Source organism: Amycolatopsis sp. NPDC102389, assembly GCF_044765885.1.
In the GTDB taxonomy this organism is placed as follows: Bacteria; Actinomycetota; Actinomycetes; order Mycobacteriales; family Pseudonocardiaceae; genus Amycolatopsis.
Genome location: NZ_JBIWKX010000003.1, coordinates 80205 through 101468, shown reverse-complemented (window position 1 = coordinate 101468; position 21264 = coordinate 80205). Strand labels below are relative to the sequence as shown.

At 67.4% G+C, this 21264-nt stretch carries 27 protein-coding genes and 1 tRNA gene; 16 read left to right on the top strand and 12 right to left on the bottom strand.

Annotated elements, in window-relative coordinates:
• Nucleotides 1–129: 129 nt before the first annotated feature.
• The 7 genes from ACIRGA_RS04195 to ACIRGA_RS04165 all read left to right on the top strand — a co-directional run bounded on the left by ACIRGA_RS04195 (nt 130) and on the right by ACIRGA_RS04165 (nt 5904).
• On the top strand, nt 130–930 hold the full coding sequence (locus ACIRGA_RS04195) for a GntR family transcriptional regulator (RefSeq protein WP_400936367.1): 801 nt from the start codon (nt 130–132) through the stop codon (nt 928–930).
• Between the two features lie 3 nt (nt 931–933).
• Nucleotides 934–1785: a glycosyltransferase gene (locus ACIRGA_RS04190; protein ID WP_400936365.1), complete on the top strand. Its 852-nt coding sequence runs from the start codon at nt 934–936 to the stop codon at nt 1783–1785.
• Nucleotides 1786–2209: 424 nt separating this feature from the next.
• Nucleotides 2210–2294 (top strand) — tRNA-Ala (locus tag ACIRGA_RS04185).
• Nucleotides 2295–2463: 169 nt separating this feature from the next.
• Nucleotides 2464–2835 carry a hypothetical protein gene (locus ACIRGA_RS04180; protein WP_400936363.1) on the top strand — a complete coding sequence of 124 codons (372 nt, stop codon included), beginning with the start codon at nt 2464–2466 and terminating at the stop codon, nt 2833–2835.
• A gap of 5 nt (nt 2836–2840) precedes the next feature.
• Complete coding sequence (locus tag ACIRGA_RS04175) at nt 2841–3878, top strand: hypothetical protein (RefSeq protein ID WP_400936362.1); 1038 nt, start codon at nt 2841–2843, stop codon at nt 3876–3878.
• A gap of 2 nt (nt 3879–3880) precedes the next feature.
• On the top strand, nt 3881–4393 hold the full coding sequence (locus ACIRGA_RS04170) for a YbaB/EbfC family nucleoid-associated protein (RefSeq protein ID WP_400936361.1): 513 nt from the start codon (nt 3881–3883) through the stop codon (nt 4391–4393).
• Between the two features lie 44 nt (nt 4394–4437).
• On the top strand, nt 4438–5904 hold the full coding sequence (locus ACIRGA_RS04165) for a DHA2 family efflux MFS transporter permease subunit (protein ID WP_400936359.1): 1467 nt from the start codon (nt 4438–4440) through the stop codon (nt 5902–5904).
• On the opposite strand, the gene ACIRGA_RS04160 is transcribed toward ACIRGA_RS04165, so the two are convergent.
• Complete coding sequence (locus tag ACIRGA_RS04160; RefSeq protein ID WP_400936357.1) at nt 5819–6217, bottom strand: MerR family transcriptional regulator; 399 nt, start codon at nt 6215–6217, stop codon at nt 5819–5821. The two genes, ACIRGA_RS04165 and ACIRGA_RS04160, sit on opposite strands and share 86 nt — an antisense overlap.
• A gap of 37 nt (nt 6218–6254) precedes the next feature.
• Nucleotides 6255–7106: an ADP-ribosylglycohydrolase family protein gene (locus tag ACIRGA_RS04155; protein WP_400936355.1), complete on the bottom strand. Its 852-nt coding sequence runs from the start codon at nt 7104–7106 to the stop codon at nt 6255–6257.
• A gap of 53 nt (nt 7107–7159) precedes the next feature.
• On the opposite strand from ACIRGA_RS04155, the gene ACIRGA_RS04150 reads away from it, so the two are divergent.
• Complete coding sequence (locus ACIRGA_RS04150) at nt 7160–8350, top strand: DNA glycosylase AlkZ-like family protein (protein ID WP_400936353.1); 1191 nt, start codon at nt 7160–7162, stop codon at nt 8348–8350.
• On the opposite strand, the gene ACIRGA_RS04145 is transcribed toward ACIRGA_RS04150, so the two are convergent.
• From ACIRGA_RS04145 to ACIRGA_RS04135, 3 genes are all read right to left on the bottom strand, one after another.
• On the bottom strand, nt 8351–9628 hold the full coding sequence (locus tag ACIRGA_RS04145; protein WP_400936351.1) for a M14 family metallopeptidase: 1278 nt from the start codon (nt 9626–9628) through the stop codon (nt 8351–8353). It lies immediately after the preceding gene.
• A 94-nt stretch (nt 9629–9722) separates the two neighbouring features.
• Nucleotides 9723–10364, bottom strand: a complete 642-nt coding sequence (locus ACIRGA_RS04140) for a pyridoxal 5'-phosphate synthase (RefSeq protein WP_400936349.1) — start codon at nt 10362–10364, stop codon at nt 9723–9725.
• Complete coding sequence (locus ACIRGA_RS04135) at nt 10364–11092, bottom strand: hypothetical protein (RefSeq protein ID WP_400936348.1); 729 nt, start codon at nt 11090–11092, stop codon at nt 10364–10366. The genes ACIRGA_RS04140 and ACIRGA_RS04135 overlap by 1 nt, the downstream gene beginning before the upstream one ends.
• A gap of 72 nt (nt 11093–11164) precedes the next feature.
• Here ACIRGA_RS04135 and ACIRGA_RS04130 point away from each other — a divergent pair, with 72 nt between their 5' ends.
• A complete protein-coding gene (locus tag ACIRGA_RS04130; protein ID WP_400936346.1) occupies nt 11165–11689 on the top strand; it encodes a DUF2020 domain-containing protein in 525 nt (174 codons plus the stop codon).
• A gap of 169 nt (nt 11690–11858) precedes the next feature.
• The gene (locus ACIRGA_RS04125) at nt 11859–12311 is read left to right on the top strand and encodes a DUF6918 family protein (protein ID WP_400936344.1); all 453 of its coding nucleotides are present in this window, start codon (nt 11859–11861) and stop codon (nt 12309–12311) included.
• 221 nt (nt 12312–12532) lie between these two features.
• On the opposite strand, the gene ACIRGA_RS04120 is transcribed toward ACIRGA_RS04125, so the two are convergent.
• Nucleotides 12533–13120 (bottom strand): TetR/AcrR family transcriptional regulator, encoded by a 588-nt coding sequence (locus ACIRGA_RS04120; RefSeq protein ID WP_400936342.1) that lies wholly within the window; start codon nt 13118–13120, stop codon nt 12533–12535.
• A 78-nt stretch (nt 13121–13198) separates the two neighbouring features.
• On the opposite strand from ACIRGA_RS04120, the gene ACIRGA_RS04115 reads away from it, so the two are divergent.
• Nucleotides 13199–13594, top strand: a complete 396-nt coding sequence (locus ACIRGA_RS04115; protein ID WP_400936340.1) for a nuclear transport factor 2 family protein — start codon at nt 13199–13201, stop codon at nt 13592–13594.
• 67 nt (nt 13595–13661) lie between these two features.
• Here the strand turns inward: ACIRGA_RS04115 and ACIRGA_RS04110 are convergent, their stop codons facing one another.
• Entirely contained in the window at nt 13662–14372 is a 711-nt protein-coding gene (locus ACIRGA_RS04110) for a hypothetical protein (protein WP_400936338.1), read from the bottom strand.
• A gap of 89 nt (nt 14373–14461) precedes the next feature.
• Here ACIRGA_RS04110 and ACIRGA_RS04105 point away from each other — a divergent pair, with 89 nt between their 5' ends.
• Together ACIRGA_RS04105 and ACIRGA_RS04100 are read left to right on the top strand one after the other, a co-directional pair.
• On the top strand, nt 14462–15022 hold the full coding sequence (locus ACIRGA_RS04105) for a peptidylprolyl isomerase (RefSeq protein ID WP_034321953.1): 561 nt from the start codon (nt 14462–14464) through the stop codon (nt 15020–15022).
• Nucleotides 15023–15074: 52 nt separating this feature from the next.
• Nucleotides 15075–16037, top strand: a complete 963-nt coding sequence (locus ACIRGA_RS04100) for a rhomboid family intramembrane serine protease (RefSeq protein WP_400936336.1) — start codon at nt 15075–15077, stop codon at nt 16035–16037.
• Between the two features lie 4 nt (nt 16038–16041).
• On the opposite strand, the gene ACIRGA_RS04095 is transcribed toward ACIRGA_RS04100, so the two are convergent.
• Together ACIRGA_RS04095 and crgA are read right to left on the bottom strand one after the other, a co-directional pair.
• A complete protein-coding gene (locus ACIRGA_RS04095; protein ID WP_400936334.1) occupies nt 16042–16419 on the bottom strand; it encodes a PH domain-containing protein in 378 nt (125 codons plus the stop codon).
• 118 nt (nt 16420–16537) lie between these two features.
• The gene (gene crgA / locus ACIRGA_RS04090) at nt 16538–16804 is read right to left on the bottom strand and encodes a cell division protein CrgA (RefSeq protein ID WP_005161856.1); all 267 of its coding nucleotides are present in this window, start codon (nt 16802–16804) and stop codon (nt 16538–16540) included.
• 283 nt (nt 16805–17087) lie between these two features.
• Between crgA and ACIRGA_RS04085 the strand changes: the two genes are divergently transcribed.
• Genes ACIRGA_RS04085 through ACIRGA_RS04075 form a run of 3 tightly spaced genes read left to right on the top strand, consistent with a single transcriptional unit; the run spans nt 17088 to nt 19263 of the window.
• Nucleotides 17088–18134, top strand: a complete 1047-nt coding sequence (locus ACIRGA_RS04085) for a class E sortase (protein WP_400936796.1) — start codon at nt 17088–17090, stop codon at nt 18132–18134.
• A complete protein-coding gene (locus ACIRGA_RS04080; protein WP_005161850.1) occupies nt 18134–18289 on the top strand; it encodes a hypothetical protein in 156 nt (51 codons plus the stop codon). The genes ACIRGA_RS04085 and ACIRGA_RS04080 overlap by 1 nt, the downstream gene beginning before the upstream one ends.
• A 2-nt stretch (nt 18290–18291) precedes the next feature.
• Nucleotides 18292–19263 carry an LLM class flavin-dependent oxidoreductase gene (locus ACIRGA_RS04075; protein WP_400936332.1) on the top strand — a complete coding sequence of 324 codons (972 nt, stop codon included), beginning with the start codon at nt 18292–18294 and terminating at the stop codon, nt 19261–19263.
• 5 nt (nt 19264–19268) lie between these two features.
• On the opposite strand, the gene ACIRGA_RS04070 is transcribed toward ACIRGA_RS04075, so the two are convergent.
• The 3 genes from ACIRGA_RS04070 to ACIRGA_RS04060 all read right to left on the bottom strand — a co-directional run bounded on the left by ACIRGA_RS04070 (nt 19269) and on the right by ACIRGA_RS04060 (nt 21231).
• A complete protein-coding gene (locus tag ACIRGA_RS04070) occupies nt 19269–19661 on the bottom strand; it encodes an SCO5389 family protein (protein ID WP_184897916.1) in 393 nt (130 codons plus the stop codon).
• A 110-nt stretch (nt 19662–19771) separates the two neighbouring features.
• Nucleotides 19772–20506, bottom strand: coding sequence for an ABC transporter permease (locus ACIRGA_RS04065; protein WP_400936330.1), 735 nt, complete (start codon nt 20504–20506; stop codon nt 19772–19774).
• A 14-nt stretch (nt 20507–20520) separates the two neighbouring features.
• On the bottom strand, nt 20521–21231 hold the full coding sequence (locus ACIRGA_RS04060) for an ABC transporter ATP-binding protein (RefSeq protein WP_400936329.1): 711 nt from the start codon (nt 21229–21231) through the stop codon (nt 20521–20523).
• Between the last annotated feature and the right edge of the window lie 33 nt (nt 21232–21264).

Genomic DNA, 21264 nt, shown 5'->3' with positions numbered 1-21264 from the left:
TGGTTCATCCTGGGATGGTGTTTCCATCCCGGGATGGCATGAGGAGGACTCTGCCAACTCCATCCCGAGTTGTCAACACCATCCCGGGATGGAGTTTGAAAACCCGGGATGGTGTGGGAGGATGGCGGCATGGAGCGAATGGACGCGAAAGCGGTGGCTGAGCAGCTTCGGGCTGACATCAAGGGTGGCAAGTTCGCGCCGGGCGAGCTCCTGCCTAACACGGAGCACCTCCGTGAGCGGTTCGGCGTCGGGAAGAACGTCGTCTCAGCGGCTGTGCAGACCTTGAAGGGGGAGGGGCTTCTTGCGCCGGGCGGCCGCGGGCAGCCTGTGCGCGTACGCACGATCCCTCAGAAGCTGACTCGCTCGAACACCAACTACCAGGAAGAGAAGGACCTGGTAAAGGCGAGTGAGGAAGTTCGTCGTCGCCGCGGTTCAGCTGAACGAGATGCCAATGTGGCGATCGAATCAGTCAACGACGATCCGGTTGCGTATGAGGTCGTTCCTGCGCCCGCCAATATCGCCGAGATTCTTGAACTTGGGCCGGATGACTACGTTCTCCGGCGAACCTATTTGCGGCAGTATCGGGAAGGGGAGGGGTATAGCAGGATGGTCTCCTATCTTCCCTATTCGCTCGTCAAAGACCATCCGTTGCTTCTCGACTCGGACAATGAGCCATGGCCGGGTGGCACTCTTCATCAACTGTATACGGCCGGAGTTGAGGTAGCTAAGATTGAGGATCGCGTTTCGGCGCGGATGCCCACCGAGGAAGAGACGGCACTCTATGACATTCCCTTCAATGTGCCGGTAATCCCAATTTTGAAGATTAGTTACGACACGTCGGGTCGCGCGGTGGATGTGGCTGAACTCTTGGCTCCGGCGGACCGGATTTCCCTGTCTTATACCACCGAACTGCGAAAGTGGGACGAGTAAGCAATGGCAACACCGCGTTTGATTTCTGTCGTGACAGCTGTGTTTGACGGAGGACACCACTACCTCAGGGAAGCCTACGAGTCCCTACGAGCGCAGGAGATGCCAAAAGGCTGGTCTTGGGAGTGGTGCGTGCAGGAAGACGGCAACACTGGTACTCCGAAAAAGGAGCTTCCCGGCGACGACTCACGGGTGCATTACGGTACCGGCCTCACGGGTCGTGCGGCAGTCACGCGCAATATGGCCCTGTCTCAAGCGCAGGGGATTGTGATCCGTAACCTTGATGCAGATGACGTGCTTTTGCCAGGCGCATTGGCGCGGGATATCGACACCTTGCGCCGCGTTGCATGGTGCGTATCTGCAGGCCTTGATCTGCACGAGGACGGGACAATCACGCCCGGTCCGTACGACCCGCCGAATGGGCCTATTGAGGCTGGTCGATTCTATAAAGAGCAGGCAGAAGACAGGCTATCTGTTTTGGCGGCGAATGTCGCGATGCACACTGACCTTATCTGGTCTTTAGGAGGTTGGATGGCGCTCACGGGAGCCGAAACGATCGCTACTCTGCTGGCGGCGGAAGCAGTAACGCCCGGCGAGTTCATTGCTGAACCAAGCATGCTCTACCGGAAACATTCAGCTCAGACCACGGCCGCTGAGAGCTATTGGAATCCTCAGGAAGATGAGGCGCGCAGGCGGCTAATTCAGATGCGCGTGGATGCCATCCACGCGAACGGAACCCGGTATCAACCGGGTTCGATCGACGGCGATGATTCAGTGGTGGACACGTCTGTGCCACCGGAGGCGCGGCAAGCGCAGGGGCTTTCGCGCATGACCAGGGGCGATGAAGAACGGGGTTGAGCTCGGTCGGCGCCGTCTCGTTCAAGATCCACAGCGGCCCGACCTGCAGAAACGGCAATGCCGGCATAGTCGGGCATCGCCGGTTAGGGACCACCTTCGCGCCCTGCTGTTCGTGGTTCTCCCAGTAGGGTCGAGTGACAGCGGGGGCATGTCGAACCTGTCACCCCTGTCACTCTGTCACTCCACCCCATGTGACCTGTGCAAATAGGGGTGACGGGCGAGTGACAGGGGTGGCCCTGTCACTCTTCCCACTCTTTTTCTATGTCACAGGAGTAACTACGGCTGGAACAGGTGGGGCGGACGGGGCTTGGCTGCCCCCCCTGTTTCAGCCGCTTGTGTCCCTCACGTGCCCCTAGCGTGCCCGTTGCCGGGGGAGCGTGGGGAGACGGACGGGGAACAACGGGGAACAGGGTCTCCTGACCAGGGAGTTGAGGCTCTGCAGGTCAGACGCGACACGGGTTCCCACCTTTGCAAGGCGGGGGTCAGGGGTTCGATTCCCCTCAGCTCCACTCTCCTCGGTCTTACCCGCACAAGTATGTAGTGGCTACCGCGATCGATCTCGCCAACGTGCTGATCGGTCTGCTGCTGGGTCTGCGTCTGACAGGTAGTGACGTTCGTCACCGTACGCGGATGACAAAGTCTCGCGCCCAGCCAAGTCAACGCTGCTTACATGGGGACATGGTCAGTTTCGAAACCGACCTCGACGATCTCAGGTTGTCGAGCAAGGAACTGCAGAAAGCCGCGGACATCGTCAGTACCGCACACACCGGTGTGCGAGGGCAGGACGTGCCCGCTCCCGACCCGGTCACGGGAGGCTTCCTCCCCGGTATTTTCGCGCCGGACACCGCCTTCGGGAAAACCCTGGGCATGCGCGGGGTTTCGGCGGCTTACGAGGAACACCGCCAGGCCGTCGAGAAGATGCTCGCGAAGCTGCACGGCAGCACGCAGGACGCCTCCCGGGCCTTGGAGCGGGTCGCCGAACTGTATGAATCCGTGGACGAGGACAACAAGCAGCGAATGAACCGCGCGGCGTACGGGAACCAGGGGTAGGCGGCGTGGACGGGTACTTCAACGCACTGGACGCGGAGACGACCTCCGAAGGCGACGACCGCAACAGAGAACTGCTCGAGGGGATCTCCCACGATCTCACCGCGGGGGCCGAAAAGGCCTACAACGCGGTGGACATCCTCTTCATGGACTGGCTCATGGGCAGTGACGTGGATTTGAGCGGCGGCCGGAAGGAAGAGGTCCGCGACTTCTTCCTCGAGTTCTCCGAGGCGGAGCTCGTCGGCGAGAACAGCCTGCAGACCATGATCGAGGCCTACGAAAGTCTCTGGAACGCTTTCCAGGACACGAAAGCGCCGCTCGACCGGTCCTTGACCCTGCTTCTCAAATGGCGTGGTGAAGGCGCCGAGACCGCCAAGAGTTACATCCAGGGTCTCGTGAACACCTATTCCCGCGTGGGCACCAAACTCACCGTGCTGGAAGCCGACATCGTGGCCGCGCGGGACGCCATCGCGACCGCACGGGCGGACCTGAGCAATCTCGCCGCGTCTTTCCTGACCGCCGCGGAAAAGTACCGCGAAGACAAGGAACGGCAAGAAGAATCGGCGCTGATGAAGGCGCTGGCGGCGGGGTTCGCCGGCGCTGTCACCGCGCTGCTCGTGGCGGCCGTGCCCCCGGCCGGCGGCCTCACCGCGGCGGTGTTCTTCACCACCGCGAACGGGGTCCAGGTCGCCGGTGCCGCGGCCGGTGCGGGGCTCTCGACGCTGATCGCCGAGAACTCCGCGGTCGTGGGGGACAGCCCCGAAACCATCTACAACAGCTTCCACGACGGCGTGGTCAACATCCGGGAAGGGATGTTCCGCGCGACGGAGTCGCTGATCTCGAAGATCAACGTCGAGATCAACAACCTGCCGGTCATTCCCGAGCCGCCGGACGTCAGCCCCGGCGAGACCTTCGATCCCGGCAACTTCGAAACGGAGAACACCGACAAGGGAACGGAAAAGCGGGTCCGGGACAAGAACGTCGACATCTCGAACGACGGCAAGTTCCAGGAACCGCCGCGGGAGCTGTCACCCCTCAAGGAGTGAGCGTGGCCGACAAACCGGCAGCCAAGAAACCGGGTAACGACCGGCAAGCGATGCTCGAGGCGCTGGCCGCCCTCTCGGTGGACGCGACGTCGCCGGACGGGGCGGTCGAGGTTTCGGTCAACACCGACGGCGTGATGACGCGGCTCCGAGTGGGCGATGCCGTGTCGCGGATGTCGCCCGCCGAGATCGCGGACACCGTCATGCGCACGTATCAGGAAGCGCAGCAGGGATCCGCGAAACGCAGTGCGGAGCTGATGGCGCCGATCGGCAACGCCGGCTACATCACGGACAGGCTCCGCTGGCGGGTCGGGTTCACCCCGTCGTTCCAGCAGGCGGGGGAACCGGTCGCGCCGTCGGCGCCGGTGGCTCGCCGCCCGACGGCGGGCGGCGAGAACGTGGTGCTCAAGGACCGTTCGGAAGAACCGGCCGGGCCCGCCGAAGACGAGCAGCCCGAACCGGCGGAATCCGACGATCAGTACTACGAGCAAGGCCTGCGGTACCGGCCTTCCTGGTAGCGACGGCTTGCCCTCAAGCGTGCTTCAGCGTGCACGCTGACGGTATGAAACGTGAAGGCATCGTGCTCGCCTTGGCCTGCGCCGGATCCTTCGTGGTCATCCTCGACGCGACGATCGTTTCCGTCGCCCTGCCCGCGATCCGGTTCGGCCTCGGTTTCTCCGCGGGCGCGCTGACGTGGGTGGTGAACGCGTACACGCTCGCGTTCGCCGGTTTCCTGTTGCTGGGCGGCCGGTTGTGCGACGAATTCGGGGTCCGGCGGATCTTCGTGCTCGGGATGAGCCTGTTCACCGTCGCGCGGCTCGCCGCCGGGCTCGCCGGTTCGCCGGAAACGCTGCTCGTCGCCCGCACGGTGCAAGGGTTCGGTGGCGCGTTGCTGATGCCGGTGACGTTGTCCCTGCTGACCACGACGTTCACCGAACCCGCCCGCCGCGCGCGGGCCTTGGGCACCTGGAGCGCGGTGGGCGCGGCCGGTGCCGCGGCGGGGCCGGTGATCGGCGGCCTGCTGACCCAGTGGGCGGGCTGGCGCTGGGTGTTCTTCGTCAGCGTCCCGATCGGTGTGGTGAGTGTTCTCGTCGCCGGAGCGGTGTTGCCGCTCCGGGAGCGAAGCCGTCCTCGCGGCAGGCTGGACGTGCTCGGCGCGGTGTTGTCGGCGGCGGGACTCGTCGGCGTGGTCTACGCGGTGATGCGTTCGTCGTCCGAGGGCTGGGGAAGCGGGTCCGTGCTGCTTCCGCTTTCCGGCGGGCTCGTCCTGCTCGCGGTGTTCCTGGTGCACCAGCACCGATGGGCGGACGAACCGCTCGTCGCGCTCGGGATCTTCCGGCTGCGCTCGGTCAGCAGCGGGAACCTGGTGATCTTCTTGCTGGGGCTGGGTTTCCTCGCCAGCCCGATCCTGCTTTCGCTGTACCTGCAGGACGTCCACGGCTACTCGCCGCTGCGGGCCGGATTGGCCTACCTGCCGGTGGGGGTGGCGATGTTCGCCGGCGCCCGGACCGCGGGCGGGTTGTCGGTGCGGATCGGGCCCCGGCGCGCGGCGGCGTTGTACTGCGCGATCGGCGCGGCGGGGTTCGCCGGAATCGCGGCGCTGGCCGGCGCGCACGCTTCGTACGTCGTCTCCGTGCTGGTGCCGGGAATGGTCTTCGGATTCGGGACGGCGGCGGCCTTCACACCGATCACCGTGGCCGCCACCAGCGGGGTACCGGAACGCCAGAACGGCCTGGCCGCCGGTCTGCTGAACACGGTCCGGCAGACCAGCGGCGCGCTCGGTCTCGCCGCGTTGACCGCGCTCGCGGCGGCCGTGACCGCGAGTTCGCCGACCGGCCTGCCGAAAGGGGAGGCGCTGGTGCACGGCTACACCGCCGCGTTCCTCGCTTCCGCCGCTTGTCTCGCGGCCGCCGCGGTGGTCGCGGCGGTGACGATGCCCGGGCTCAGCTCGCCGCCGCGTGCGCGGGCAGATCGACCCGGTCGCGGAACCAGGGACAGTCCTCAAGGTTCGCCTCGCGGCGGCAGGTGAGGAGTTCGACCAGGTAGTCGTGCGCGGTGTCGAGCCGTGCGCGCTCCCGTTCGATCTCGGCGAGCCTGCCGGTCACCACCTCCCGCCAGCGGTGCTGTTCGGCGAGCAGTTCGATGATCCTGGCCAGGCCGAGCCCGCCGATCTGCCGCCAGTGCTTGATCAGCGCGATGCGATACAGCTGATCGTCGTCGTAGTACCGCTTGCCCGAGCGGCGGAAGGCCGTGATGAGCCCGCGGCGTTCCCAGTAGTGGAGGGTGGAGATGGCCAGCCCGAAGTGATCGGCGGCCTCGCGAACCGGCGTCAGGACGTACATGAGCCCATTCCACCGAATCGACTAAGGTTAGGCAACCCTAAATTTGCAGCAGCCGCTCATCGAGGTCCGCCAGGTAGTCGCGGCCGAACTCGCCGTTCTCCAGGTCGCGCCACAGCACCGGCGGCAGATCCTGTGCCACCTCGGGCGAGCGGGAAGCGGCGGCCAGCGCGATCGTCGCGACGGTGTCGACGTCGCCGGTGAGCGCGACGGCGGAGTGGAGCATTCCGCTCAGGCTCCGGCCGGTCGCGAGGGTGGTCAGCGCGGCGCGCACGCTCATCCAGCCCTGCGGCCCGACCTTGCCGGACCACGGCAGCGCCCAGCCCCCGTGCCCGACGTCGTCCGGGAGGATCCCGTCGATCCACCTCGCGACCTCGGAAAGCGGACCCACCCGATGGTGGCAGTAATGCACGGCCAGCGCGGCGGCCTGCGCCGCGGCGATCCCGGCCGGGGTGTCGTGCGTGATCCTGGCCTGCAGTTTCGCGTGGTAGAGGACGTCGTCGACGGTCGGCAGGAGCCCGATCGGCCCGGCGCGCATGGCCGCGCCGCTCTTGTCGCTCTGCGGCTGGAGCCGCCGTAGCAGTTCTTCGCCGTCCCGGACCTCGCTGAGCAGCTGATGGAAACGCGGCGCGTAGCCGTCGTGCGGATCGCGGTGATACGTCCGCACGAACTGCTCGGCGAGCAGGAGCGGCGTCCATCGCCGTCCGGACACGAGCACTTCGGCGATCGCGATCGTCATCTGCGTGTCGTCGGTGTACCGGCCGGCCGGGACCCCGAGCTGGCCGGGATGCGGCACGTAACCGGTCAGCTTGTTGTACTCGGCGACGAAGCTCGGGTACGCGTGCTCGAAGGAGCCCCCGTACGCGTCGCCGATGGCCAGTTCGACCAGCATCCGGTAATCCTGCCAGGCTGCGGGGTGCCGCCTGATACCCATACCGTGGAGTCATGGCGACCGACAAGCTGCGCGCGTGGTGGGCACATCGGCAGGGGCTCGACGGAACGCTGCACGGGTCGACGGCGGCCGAGGTGCTGGAACGGACCGGCTGGATGCGCTCGATCGGCGGATCGGCGCCGTATCTCGGGCTGTTCGCCAGGGCCCGCCTCGATCGCGAGACGGTGGACGCGGACGTCGCCCGGCTGGCCATCCATGAACTGCCTTCGGCGCGCGGCTGCACCTACGTCCTGCCGTCGGCGGATTTCGAACTCGGCCTGACCGTCGGGGCCGGGGCGCCCGCCGGTGAACTCGCGGCCGCGGAGAAGTACCTCGGCGTCACGCAGGCCGAGATCGAGCAGCTGTGCGTCACCGTCGCCGACCTACTCGAGGCGTCGGACGAACCGCTCGGCCCGGCCGCGATCAAGGACGCCGCCGGAGCCGCGGTGCGCAATCTGGGTGAGGCGGGGCGCAAACGCGGCACCACCACGACGTTGCCGCTCGCGCTCGGTCTGCTCCAGGCGCGCGGCGACATCCGCCGGGTGCCGGTCAACGGACGGCTGGATCAGCAGCGTTACGGCTACGTCCGCTGGACACCGTCACCACGCGGCGGACTGTCCGATATGGACACAGCGCGGACCGAACTCGCCCGGCGGTACTTCTCGTGGGCGGCTCCGGCGTCGCTCAAGCATTTCCGCTGGTTCTCCGGTTTCACCGCGGCCAGTGCCAAGAAGATCGCGGAACAGCTGGAATTCGTGCCGCTCGACGGCACCGATCTCTTGATTCCCAAGGAACTCGCGGACGAGTTCGCCGCGTTCACCGTGCCGTCCGAGCCGTCTTACGCGCTGCTCGCGGGGGTCGACGGCATCCATCTTCTGCACCGCGAGATGTCGCGGCTGCTCGCCGACGCCGACGTCGAACGTCCGGTGCCCGGAGGCCGGGCGGGGGAGACGCTGGGCGGGCAGGCTGATCCGCCGAGCCACGTGATCGTCGACAGGGGCCGCGTCGCCGGTCTGTGGGAGTTCGACACCGAAGCCGGGAAGATCGTCTACGAGTTCTTCGGCGACGAGGACGCCGCGTTGCGCGAGACGATCGCGAGGACCGAGGAATTCGTCCGTGACCAACTGGGCGACGCCCGGAGCTTCAGCTTGGATTCGCCGAAGAGCCGGGCGTCGCGAGTGGCCGATCTCAGTGGTCGGTCGTGATCAGGCCTTCGCCTCGTTGATCAGGATGTCGACGGCCTTGTCGTTGCGGGCGGTCTGCTCCGGGATCACCGAAGCGGGCGGGTAGAAGCCGTCCAGCCCGCCGTCCTTCGGGTACATCTCGAAGGTGTAGCTGAGGATCTTGTGCTTGCCCCACGCCCAGTCGTTGATGTCGCCGTCGGTTACGTACAGATCGCTGGACTGCTCGGGCGTGTAGCCGTTGGTGCCCGCCATCTGCTTGCCGACGTCGGCGAAGCGCTTCGCTTCCTCCTCGTTCATGCCCGTGTCGGTCTCGGCCTTGGTGTAGCCGTAGGGCCAGAGCACCAGTTCCGAGAAGGTGTGGAAGTCGATGTGCGCCTTGATCTGCTGCGCGCCGCCGACCACACGGGAGTTGATGAAGTCCGCGACCGCCTTGGTCTCGGACTCGGAGAACGCCGACGGGCCGTGGTAGTCCTCGGCGGACGGGCTGTTGCTCGACCCGCCGCAGCAGTTCCACTTGTAGTCCCAGTTGCGGTTCGGGTCGGTGCCGACCGCGCTGCTGCCCGGGACGGGCTTCCGCGTCTTGCGCCAGCCCTGGTACTCGCCGCCGGTGATGTCGTACTCGGAGCCGTCCGGGTTGACGTTCGGGATCACGTAGATCTCGTGCTCGTCGACCATCTTCTTGATGGCCGGGTCGCTCGCGTAGCCGCTGGTGAACCGCTGCACGATCCGCAGGCACATCTCGGTGGTGAGGTGTTCGCGCGCGTGCTGGTTGCAGGTGAACAGGACCTCGGGCTCGTTCTCGTCCGTGCCCGCGTTGTCGCTGATCTTCAGCAGGTTCAGCTCACGGCCTTCGTAGGACTTGCCGACGCTCGAAAGCGTCGCGATGTCGCTGTGGTCCTTCGCGGCCTTCTGCAGCTCCGCGGTCGTTTCGGCGTAGGTGTGGTACGCCTCGTCGCCCGGCGGGAAGTCGCCCGCGACCGCGGCGGTGCCCGCCCGGACACTGCGCTGCTTGAGCATGCTGTCGAAGTCGCCGAGCGATTTCAGGCCGAACCCGTTCGCGCGCAGGGCGGCGGCCTGTCCCGGCGTGGCGACGACGGTCAGCGCGCCACCGCGCGAGCCCGCGACGTCGACGCCGGTGCGGGCGACCTCGGTGCGTTTGTCGGGAGTGGACGCGCCCTCCACCGAATAGAGCCCTCTCGCCGGGTCGCCGGTCTGGGCGCTCGCGACGGGCGTCGTGACGGCCAGCAGGGCGAGCCCTGTGGCGGCCAAGGCGCCCCCGATGCGACGGCGTGTGGACATTTCGCCTCCGAACGATCTGGGAACCAGGTGGCGTTCACCGTCGCCGAAGTGAATCGTCCACGACAACCCGACGATCGTCGTTCCCAGTTACCGTTTACGGCCAGAGGCGTTCTTTGTGCCAGGTCCCGGCCTCGCGCCGGTAGCGCAGCCGCCGGTGACGGCGGTCGTGGCTCGCCTGCCAGAACTCCACTTCGGACGGCGTCACCAGGTAGCGGGTCCACGTTTCCGGTGCCACGCCGGGATTCTCCTCGACCCACCGCTCCGCTTCCGCGGCCGCGCGGTCGAGGTCGGCCGGATCCTCCAGCACCTGCGACTGCCTGCCGATGAACGCCTCCACCCGGGACGCCGGCGGCCGGGCGGTGAAATCGGCCGCGGACACTTCGGGATCGGCGACCGAGACCGGGCCGCGCAGACGGACCTGACGGCCGCGTCCCGGCCAGAAGAACGTCAGCGCGGCGAACGGATTCTTCGCCAGCTGAACACCTTTCGGGCTTTCGGAGCTCGTCGCGACGGCCCAGGTGTCCCCGTCGACGTCCTTGAGGATCACGACCCGCGCGTCCGGCACGCCATCGGCGTCCACTGTGGACAGAGTGACGGCGTGCGGCGCGAGGACGTGTTCACCCGCTTCGTTGAGCCATTCCAGGAAAAGCTCGCGCGGGGCCGCCGGAGTGGCCTCGGTGTCGAACTCCGGGAGTTCTTCGGGGAACGAAGGCCAGCCGCGCAGGGTGCGGTCCATCAGTACCCCGGCGGGCGCTGCGGCGGATAACCGGGCGCGGGCGGCGGATAGTGCGGCGGATGCTGCCCCGGCGGCGGGCCCTGTGCGGGCGGCGGCCCGACCGGATACTGCGGCGGTGGCGGCTGCTGCGGTTGTTGTGGCTGCCAGCCTGGCGGCGGCTGCTGACCGGCGGGCGGCCCGGGCGGCCCGGGCGGCATCGGCGGCTGCTGGCCCTGCGACTGCGCCCACTGCACCTGCTGATAGACCTCGCCGGGCTGCGGGAAGCAGAACGTCAGCTTCGCGTTGACCGAACCCTGCACCGCCGCGCCCCACAGCTTCCCGCCGACGAACGCGTACATCTGCGCCGCCGAAACGTCGACCGCCACCATGCGCGTCTCGCCGCCGAACTGGTTACCGGATTTCGCCGACGCGGCCTGCGCGGCGTCCGGGTACACCCGGTCACCGATCAGCCCGGCGATGACCACCGAAGCGGCCGTCCAGCCGACCGTGCCCATCACGTTCGCGCGCGCGTGCTGCGTCGCGAGCCGGGTGAAGTCGTACAACGCGGGTGCCGTCACCTCCGGGATCGCCGCGGCGACCACGCAGTAGTTCATCGTCGACAGCATCACGGATTCGGTGAACAGGCCGACGACGGCGGTGCTCGGGCCGATCTGGACGGTGTTCAGCCTGCCCCCGCTGCGCTGGACGCGCTCTGCCACCGCACCCAGGTACTGCTCCTTGCTGAGCACTGCCGCCTCCCGAAGACTCCTCGCGCACGGCCATCGTCGCACGAAAGGCGATCTGCTTCACTGGACGCCACTATGCGACGTCTTCTGATCTTGCCGCTCGTCGTGCCGCTGCTGGCGGCCTGCGGGCCGACGGAACAGCCGCCGCCCGCGGCGAGTTCGCCCGCGCCGTCGAACACCCCGGCGCCCAGCATCCCGCCCGCCCCGGAACCCACCGGCAAGGGCCCGTGCCCGTACCTGGGCGCCGAGTTCGTCTCGGACGCCAACGGGCAGAAGGTCTCCAAGGTCAAGACCTCGGCCGACCAGCCGCATCCGACCTGTTTCTTCTACGCGCTCAGCGGGAAACTGCAGCTCACCGTGCGCGTGTACGTCGGGGAACCCGCCGTGGCCAAGGCGCTGGTGGATCAGGCGGCACCCATCGACACCTCCAACCCCGCCGACGAACCGGCGGGCTGGAAAGGCGGCTACCAACCTTCCGGCGAAGGCGCTGTTTACGCCGTCGCGAAGGGCGGGAACGCGGTTGTCGTGACCACCAACCAGAAGCAGAGCATCAAGGCACGTACGGTGGCGAAGGAGGCTATCGGCGAGCTGAAGCTCTAGGTAGTGGTATCCACACGTCAGAGTGAAGTTGATCTTGTACTACCCTGTGCCGCACGCGCGAGGTTTCGCGGGACCAGAGCGCGACGCCAGATCCGGCGGAGGCCGCCTTGCGGTGTGGCTCGGCGGCACAAAAGATCATTTCTCCCCATAAGACAAAAGGACAGGTTTCGTGGCTGACACCCTCAAGGAAATCTTGCTCGACTCCAGCCGTCGCCCGGCGGTCGTGAGCGACTTCGAAGGCCTCGTCGACGCCGAGGTCTCGGACAAGGGCGGCGTTTCGGGTGCCGTCGTGAAGACCGGCTTCGCCGCCGTCAAGAAGATCAAGCCCGGCATCATCCCCGCCGCCGTCGACACCCTGCTCGACGACTTCACCGGTGCCCTCGAGCCCTTCTACGGCGACTACAAGGCCAAGGGCGGCAACGACTTCGGCGCCTACCTGGTCGGCCGCAGCGACGAGGCTTCGGACGCGCTCCTGTCGGTCACCGACTCGCGCGCCGAGAAGAGCAGCCGCGACAGCATCAAGAAGGTCTACTCGAAGCTGCGCCCGAACGGCAAGAAGAACGTCGAGGAGGCCCTTCCCCGCCTCGGCCAGCTGATCGACAAGCACGCTGCGTCTATCTGATCGCGCGCTGACGTAAAAGCGCCGAAGGGGCGCCCGGTCCGCTTTCAACATCCTGTTGGGAGGGGAGGGCGCCCCTTCATCGCGTTTACGTGGGCCTTCGGCCCGAAAGAGGGCGCGCGACTGGTGAAGTCTCGCCGTCGCGCTGGCGCGCTTTCGGCGAGACGAATCCGCCGGTGCCGTTATTGGGCGCGATGGTCTTCGGGTGGGGAGCGGGGTCGCGTTTATCGGGTGGCACCGAGGGTTCGGAGGAGGGTGGTGTGGAGGGCGTTTGTTGCTTCGGCGGCGGACATACGGCCGGAGTCGACCTCCTCGCCGGAGGCGTGCCCGAGTTTCACGGTGACCGCCACCAGCCAGCCCGTCGGCAGCCGATCGTCGAACTCGCCCGCCGCCTTGCCCCGCCGGATGACGCGCTCGAGCCGCTCGGCGACCGGTGAGTGGCGCCGCTGATCGGCGTCCGGGCTCTCGGGCAGGGAAGTGATTTTGCGGAGCAAGGCGGGATAACGCCCGGACGTGTGACGGCCGGCTTCGATCAACCGCACCAGCGCCTCGGCGGCCGGGCCGTCGTCGAGGTCCGCGGCGTCCATCGCGGTGACGGCCTCCTCGGTGATGCGGTCCAGTACCGCGGCCAGCAGTTCCCCTCGTGAAGGGAAGTGGGCGTAGACCGTCTGACGGGTCACGCCCGCGGTGGTGGCGATGGCTTCGACGCCGGCGTCGGGATCGGCGCCGAGGGTCTGGAGCGCCGCGTCCAGGATCGAAGCCCTGCTGCGCTGCGCGTCGGAACGCTGGTTCCGCGCCAAGGATCGAGGCATCTCTTACGCCTTGTCAGGATTGACGGGTCGTGGATATCTTACAGCTTGTAAGAGATCGTTCGCGACGCTGGGAGCAGCATGGAACCCTTCCACGGCACCGACCCGAAGAAGTTCATCGCGGATTTCCACCTGTCCTTCCACGACGAACTGGTGAACAGCGACGAAGACGCGGGCGTGATCGTCGACCGCTATCACACGCCGGACATCGTGCAGATCGCCGACGGGCACCGGATCGACCGGGACAACCTCATCGCGCACGCCCGCCCGGTCCGCAAGAACCGGCCCACCGCGCGATGGGAGGTGCACGAAGCGGTGGCGGAGGGGGACCGGATCGCCGCCCGGAGCACCTTGTACGTGACGAACCGCAAGAGGGACCTCACGATGGAGGTGTACTTCTTCGGGGAGTTCACCCCCGACGGCCGGATGCGCCGGGGGAACATGCTCACCCGCACCGTCCCCGGCACCGAGACGTGAAAGGGCCGCCCAGGACCGAGAAGTGGTCCTGGGCGGCCCTTCGCGACAAGCAGAAGAGGGTGAGGCGTCAGTTCTTCTTGTCGGCGGAGCCGGCGTTCGAAGCCTGGTGCCCGTTCTTCGGCGCCGACGGCTTGGCCGCACCCGAACCCCCAGCCGGACCGGAAGCGGCGGGCTTCGCCGGAGCGGGCTGCGCCGGTTTCGGAGCGGCCGCGGCCGGAGCGGCGGGCTTGGCTGGCGGAGCGGGCGGTGCCTTCGGCGGCGCGGGCGCGACCGGCGGCTCCTGCTTGGAGCGCAGGGCGTAGGCGGCACCGGCACCGACGACCGCGATACCGATCACCCACGGCCAGCGACGACGCTTGCGCGTCCCCTTGGCGGCGGACTTCGCCTCGACGAGCGCGGCCTTGAAGTCCTTCTTCGCCGCCTTGAAGTCCTTCTTGCCCCGGCGCTTGGACTCACCGGCGGACTTCGCGGCCTGGATGGCGGCCTTGCGTGCCTTGCGGCCCGGCTTCCGCATCTCGGAAAGCCTGGCCAGCGCCTCCTTACGAGCCGCCTTCGAGCTCCGCTTGAGCTCCTTGCGGGTCAGTTCCGTCTTCTTCGCGAGCTTCTTGCGCGCGCGACGGCTGGTCTTGGAAATCTCACCGGCGCTCTCGGAGAGCTTCTGCTCGGCTACCTCGACGGCGTGGGCGGTGGCTTCCTTACCCGCCTCGACGGCACGTTTGCGCAGGCCGAGCGCGCCGGCCTTCGCCGACTCGCTCACCGAATCTGCGGCCCGGGTCATGGCCTTCACCTCATCAATCGTTTTGATTCTGCTTCGTTGCTTGTAACCTATCGTGCCCCTTTTCCCCAGATCTTGCCGCAGATGGCACGATGAAGCTCGTGACTGAAAGCAAGGGATCCCTCATTGGTGGCGCGCTGAAGGCCACTCTGCACACCAACCAGGGTGACATCAACCTGAACCTGTTCCCCGACCACGCGCCGAAGACGGTCGCGAACTTCGTCGGGCTCGCCGAGGGCAGCAAGGAGTACACCCAGCCCAACGCGCAGGGCACGAACTCGGGCCCGTTCTACGACGGGTCGATCTTCCACCGCGTCATCGACGGCTTCATGCTGCAGGGCGGCGACCCGACCGGCACCGGCCGCGGCGGCCCCGGCTACAAGTTCGGCGACGAGTTCCACCCGGAGCTCCAGTTCTCCAAGCCGTACCTGCTGGCCATGGCCAACGCCGGACCCGGCACCAACGGCTCGCAGTTCTTCATCACCGTCGCGCCGACGACGCACCTGAACTTCAAGCACACCATCTTCGGCGAGGTCGCGGACCAGGCTTCCCGCGACGTCGTCGACGCGATCGGCCGCACCGCGACCGGTCCCGCCGACCGTCCGCTGCAGGACATCGTGATCGAAAAGGTCAGCATCAGCCGCGAGGGCTGACAACGCTGATCGCAGAGCCGGTTACGGGGGATTTCGGTAGGTTGGTGGCATCGTGAGCCAACCACCGAATCCCCAGTACCAGCAGGCCGCCATGCCCGGCTGCTGGTGGCACCCGAACCGGCCGACCGGGCTGAGCTGTGCACGCTGCGAGCGTCCGGCCTGCCCGGATTGCCTGCGCGAAGCCGCCGTGGGCTTCCAGTGCACGGACTGCGTGCAGGCGGGCCGTCAGCGGGATCGCGTCCAGCAGAGGCAGTACCGCGACGCCGGCTACGGCTCGCGCACCCTCGCCGGCGCCCAGCCCGCGCGGACGGCTGTCGTGACGCCTGTCCTCCTGGCGCTCAACGTCATCGTCTTCCTCATCACGGTCGTCCAGTCCGGCAGCATCGCCAACAACAACTTCTCCGAGCTGTTCCAGTTCGGGCAGCTGTGGAATCCGGCGACGCTGGCCGGGGACGAATGGTGGCGGATCGTCACTTCGGGCTTCCTGCAGTACGGCCTGCTGCACATCGCGAGCAACGCGTTCTCACTGTGGTTCGTGGGCCGCCCGCTGGAAACCGCGCTGGGCCGCGTCCCGTTCACGGTGCTCTACTTCGTCTCGCTGCTCGGCGGCTCGGCCGCCAACCTGGTCTTCAGCGGGCTCGACGCCGTCCCGGTGGTCGGCGCGTCCGGCGCCATCTTCGGGCTCATCGGCGCGTACACGGTCATCGTCATCAAGCTGAGGCTCAATCCGACCTGGCTGCTGGTGATCCTCGGCCTGAACGTCTTCATCACCTTCCAGGTGCCCGGCATCTCAATCCTCGGACACGCCGGCGGGTTCGTCGCGGGGCTTCTGGCCACCTTCGCGCTGTTGTACGCGCCGGACAAGAACCGGCTGAAATGGCAGCTGGGCGGGATCGCGATCGTCGTGGTGGCGATGATCGGGCTCATCGTCTGGAAGGACTCACAGACGATTTCCGCGACCTGCGAGCTCACCACCAGCCGGGGCGTGCCGTCCTACGCCTGCTACCCGGACTAGCGGGCTACGCCAACGCCTGCCCCTTGAGGGCGGTGAGGACGTCCAGAACGTCCCGGGGGTCTTCGCCGAGGTCGATCCGGCCGAATACCAACAGGTGGTCGCCGGATTCGACCTCGAGGGTCAGGCTGTCCCGGCCGAGCCGTCGCGTGGTGCGCAGCCGGAGCCGGGCCTCTGCCCAGGAGTAGCGGTGCGTGCCGCCCACGGTCCTGGCCAGGAGCCCGCCGGGGCCGGCGGCCAGCCGGGGGCGGAGCAGGGTGCCGTGCAGCGCGAGCGCGCCCACGGAGAGCATCGCGACCCCGGTCAGGACGGTGCCGCCGACGTCGCCGCCGATGGCCAGCCACAGCACGCCTGCCAGCAGCAACAGGGTGATCACCCAGGCCACTACCACAACGTTCCGCTGCGGCGCCCACGAGGTGGGGTAGTTATCCACAGGGGTTATCCACACTGGGGATGAGTCACACCGGTGTAATTCGGCGTCAAGCCGCCATCCGGGGTAATGCTCACCGCCACCGCATCGTCATGAGCAGCCCGGCGATCATCAGCACGAAACCGATGGCGAAGTTCGTGTTGCCCAGATCCGCCATGAAGGGGATCTTGTCGCCCGCGATGTAGTTGACGACCAGCCACAACAGGCCGATCAACATGAGGCCGAACATCACGATCTTGTAGAACAGGTTCGACGGGCCCGCGGCCTTGACCTTCACCGGCGTGCGGCGATCGGTCGGCGGGGTGTACGCCGTCTTCTTGCGGACCTTGGACTTCGGCATCGTGTTCCTCGCGTACTGTTCGGCTTCCCTGGTGGCGATGACCCGCTTTCGGGTGCGCAACCAGCGCCACGTGCACACGTTAACGTAAACGAGCGCCGCTGGGCACCGTCCGGGACCGGTCGATTTCCCGCACTGTGACACTGGTGTCACACACGGTTCGACATGATGCCGGTTCGACACTGCGGCTTGGTTCGAGACTGAGGAGCTTTGCGTGGCTGAGCGGGAAGAGCCGGGCGAGGGCCGACGGCGGTACCCCGAACGACCTCCCGGTGGAGGCCGTCCAGTGCCCCGGCGCAGGCCGGAAGACGCAACCCCGCCGCGTCGTGCCCCCGCAGAGGCGCCGCCGCCTCGACGGCGGTCGCAGGACGGCAGGGCGTACGACGGACCGCCACCGCGCCGCCGGACGGACGCGCCACCGCCGCGACGTCGTCCCACGCCGCCGCCGGGGTCGACCGAAGAGACCGTCATCTTCGAACCGGTCGGCGGAGGCACCGCGACCGAGGAACGGCCGCCCGCGCGCGAGCTGGGCAAGGGCGGCGTCGCGATCCGGACCGTGGGCGAACTGCTCATCACCGCCGGCCTGGTGGTGCTGCTGTTCATGGTCTACGAGGTCTACGTGACCGACCTCTTCTCCGCGGGCAAGCAGTCCGAGGCCAGTTCGGAACTGGACGGCGAGTGGGGCAAGGACCGGCAGCTGCATCCGGAACTGGTCGACGGGAAGGCGTTCGCCAGGATCCACATCCCGGCGTTCGGCGCCGACTTCAACTTCACCATCCAGGAAGGCACCACCGAGGCCGCGCTCGAAGTCGGCCCCGGCCACTACAAGGGCACCGCGCTGCCGGGCGAACCGGGCAACTTCGCCGTCGCCGGGCACCGCGTCGGCAAGGGCGCGCCGTTCAACGACCTCGACAACCTCAGCTCGTGCGACCAGATCGTCATCGAGACGCAGACCGACTTCTACATCTACAAGGTGCTGCCCTACAAGGACGAGGTCGAAGGCTGGGCGGCGGGCAAGGGCGCCCAGCCGAAGTGCAAGAACGTCGGGACACTGCGCGACCCGAACGCCGTCGACGGCGGCCCGTACGGCGAGACCAACGGCCGCCGTATCGTGTTCCCGACCAAGGGCGACACGGTGAACCCGGTGCCGTACAAGGATCCGGACATCCTGCCGAAGGCCGATCAGGTCTCGCTGCTCACGCTGACCACGTGCCACCCGCAGTTCTCGGCGAAGGAACGGCTCATCATCCACTCGGTGCTGACCCAGCAGGTGCCGAAGAACCAGGTCGGTTCCTACGCCGAACTCCTGCCCAAGATCTCGGAGGCGCGCTGATGTACGGCTGGATCTGGCGCAAGCTGCCGGGCCCCTTCGCGGTGAAGCTGGCGACGGCGGTCGTGCTCGCGCTCGGGATCGTGGCGCTGCTGATGTTCGTCGTCTTCCCGTGGCTGGAACCGCGCCTCTGGTTCAACGAGGTTTCGGTTCAGTAGGCGTGCGATTCGGAGTCTTTCTCGTCTCCGGCCGGTTTCCCGGGCAGGAGGACGCCGATGTGCTGCGCCGGTCGGTCGACGCCGCCATCGCCGCGGAACGGGCCGGGTTCGACGACGTGTGGTTCGCCGAGCACCACTTCATGCCGTACGGCGTCTGCCCGTCCGCGATCACGCTCGCCGCGCACGTGCTCGGCCGCACCGAGCGGATCGCCGTCGGCACCGCGGTGAGCGTGCTGTCCGTCGCGCATCCGGTGGCGCTCGCCGAACAATGGTCGCTGCTCGACGCGGTTTCCGGCGGACGGCTGCGGATCGGCGTCGGCCGCGGCGGGCCGTGGCAGGACCTCGAGGTGTTCGGCACCGGCGCTTCCCGCTACGAAACGGGATTCGAGGAGAGCCTCGACCTGTTGCTCGCGGCGATGACGTCGAAGACGGTCTCGGCCGACAGTGACCATTTCAAGTTCCGTGAGGTGCCGATGGTGCCGCGGCCGGAACGCGATCCACGCCTGGTCGTGGCCTGCGGGGACGCCGGCTCGCGTGCGGTCCGGCTCGCCGCCGAGCGCGGGCTGCCGATGCTGCTCGGCCTGCACACCGGCGACGACGCCAAAATCGAAACCCTTGCCGCGTACGGGGATTCCGCCGCCGAACACGTCTCGACGGTGATGTGCCAGGTCGGGGACGACGCCTTGGACGTCGTGCGGTCCGCGTTGCCGGGTTCCCTCGAAGAGGGCTTCGCCGGGCACGTGTACCTCGACGGCAAACGGGGGCTGGACAAGGATCCGGTGTCCTACACCGACCGGCTGTGCGAGATGCACCCGATCGGTGGAGTGGAGTACTGCGTCGACCGGCTGGGTACGAGCATCCGGCGTACCGGGGTCTCCCACGTGATCATGATGGTGGAAGCGTCCGGTACGCCGGAGGGAACGCTCGAGAACATCGCGCGGATCGGGGAAGAGGTCCTGCCCGCGCTGCGCTGACGGGGCTAGCAGTCGCGCAGTTCCGGGCTCTGGTTCAGCAGCTGGCCGCGCACCGAGACGAACGCCCGGTAGCGGTCACTGTCCACTTGGGACTTCTTGAACACGGCGACGCGGTGGCAGTTCTGGAACGCCAGCTTCACGCCGAAGTGTCGTTCCAGCCCGCCGCGGATGGCGTCCGAGGCCAGCGCCCGCAGCAGTTGACCGCGCTCCGCCTCGCTCGGCGGCGGCGTCTCGTTGTCGGCGAACCCGTCGGACGCGCCCTCGGCCTCCGCGATGACACCGGTGATCACGGTCCAGGCGTAAGGCAGGGATTCCCGCACACAGGCGACGAATTCGGCGTCGGAGACCTCCCCGCGCTCGGCCTTTTCCAGCAGCGCGGGCGATACATCCAGAGACATCGAACCTCCGAGAGAGACGCGGTGAACGTGGGCCTTCTTCCTGACTACTCACCCGGGGGCCAAGCCACAAGAGAAAACGATCATCATCACCACTTTGGCGGAAGCCGTCGTCACTCCCAGCGAAAGAGCTTCGCCGCCAAGAGGCAACTGCCCACCGCGAAAGCCGCCAGAACGGCGAGTTGCAGCGGCTGGGCGCCCGTGCCGGTCCAGGCGTCTTCGAGGGCTTTGACGCCCGGCGGGATGTACGCGCCGAGGTCCCGGATGGCCTCCGGCAGCAACGGGCGCGGCAGGTAGACGCCGCCGAGGAACATGATCGGCAGGTACGCGATCAGCGCGATCCCGTTCGCGGCGCGGCTCGTCTTGGCGACCGAGGCGGCGACCAGGCCGAGACCGAAGATCGAGGTCGTGCCGAGGATGAACGTCAGCAGGAAGCCGAGCGGGTGACGCGGGACGGGGACGTCGAAGACGACGCCGGCCGCCACGAGGAGGATGCCGACCCCGCCGATCGTCACGACGATGTTGATGATCAGCTGCGCCACCAGCAGCTGGGCCGGGTGCACCGGGGTGGTGGCGAAGCGGCGGAGGATGCCCTGTTCGCGGTAGGTCGCGATGATCCCGGGGATCGATTGCAGGCCCATCATGGCGATGGTGAGCACGACCATCGACGGCACCCAGGCGTCGAGGAAGCGCAGGCCCGTCGGTGTTCCGCTGTCCGCGCGAATGGCGGGGATGGCGCCGAGGACGGCCGTGATCGCCGTCGGCAGCACGAGCCCGCCGATGACGAAGCCCGGTGTCCGGAGGGCGAGTTTCGTTTCGGTGATGGTGATCTTGGCGAGCGTGTTCATTTCCGTCTCCTGGATCAGTCGCGGCCGGTCAGGGTCACGAAGGCATCGTCCAAAGTGGATTTACCGGCGCGGTCGCGGAGTTCGCCGGGGGTGCCGGTGGCGACCACGCGTCCGGCGTCGAAGATCGCGAGGCGGTCGCAGAGGCGTTCGGCCTCGTCCATGAAATGCGTGACGAGCAGGACGGTGACGCCGGTTTCGCGCACGGTCTCGACGAGCTTCCAGGTGTCGCGCCGGGCGTGCGGGTCCAGTCCGGTGGTCAGCTCGTCGAGGACGGCGACCTCGGGGCGGCCGACCAGCGCGAGCGCGATCGAGACGCGCTGCTTCTGACCGCCGGAAAGCTTGCCGAAGTACTGGTTCCGTTGCCCGGTGAGACCGAGCTTCGCGAGCAGCTCTCCGGTGTCGGCGGGGTTCGCGTAGAAGGACGCGTAGAGGTCGAGCGCCTCGTGGACCTTGATCTTGTCCGGCAGGCGGCTCTCCTGGAGCTGCGAGCCGAGGCGCTGCCGGAGGGCGGTGTGGTCCTTGCCGGGGTCGAGCCCGAGGACCGACATGGTGCCGGAGTCCGGTGTGCGCAGTCCCTGGAGGCATTCGACGGTGGTGGTCTTGCCGGCGCCGTTGGTCCCGAGGATCCCGAAGATCTCGCCTTGTTCCACGTGGAACGAAACGTCGTCGACCGCTACGTGCTCCCCGTACGTCTTGCGGAGGTGGGTGACTTCGATGAGTGGCATGCGAAAAACGTTATGGCGCAAGGGACTTCACCA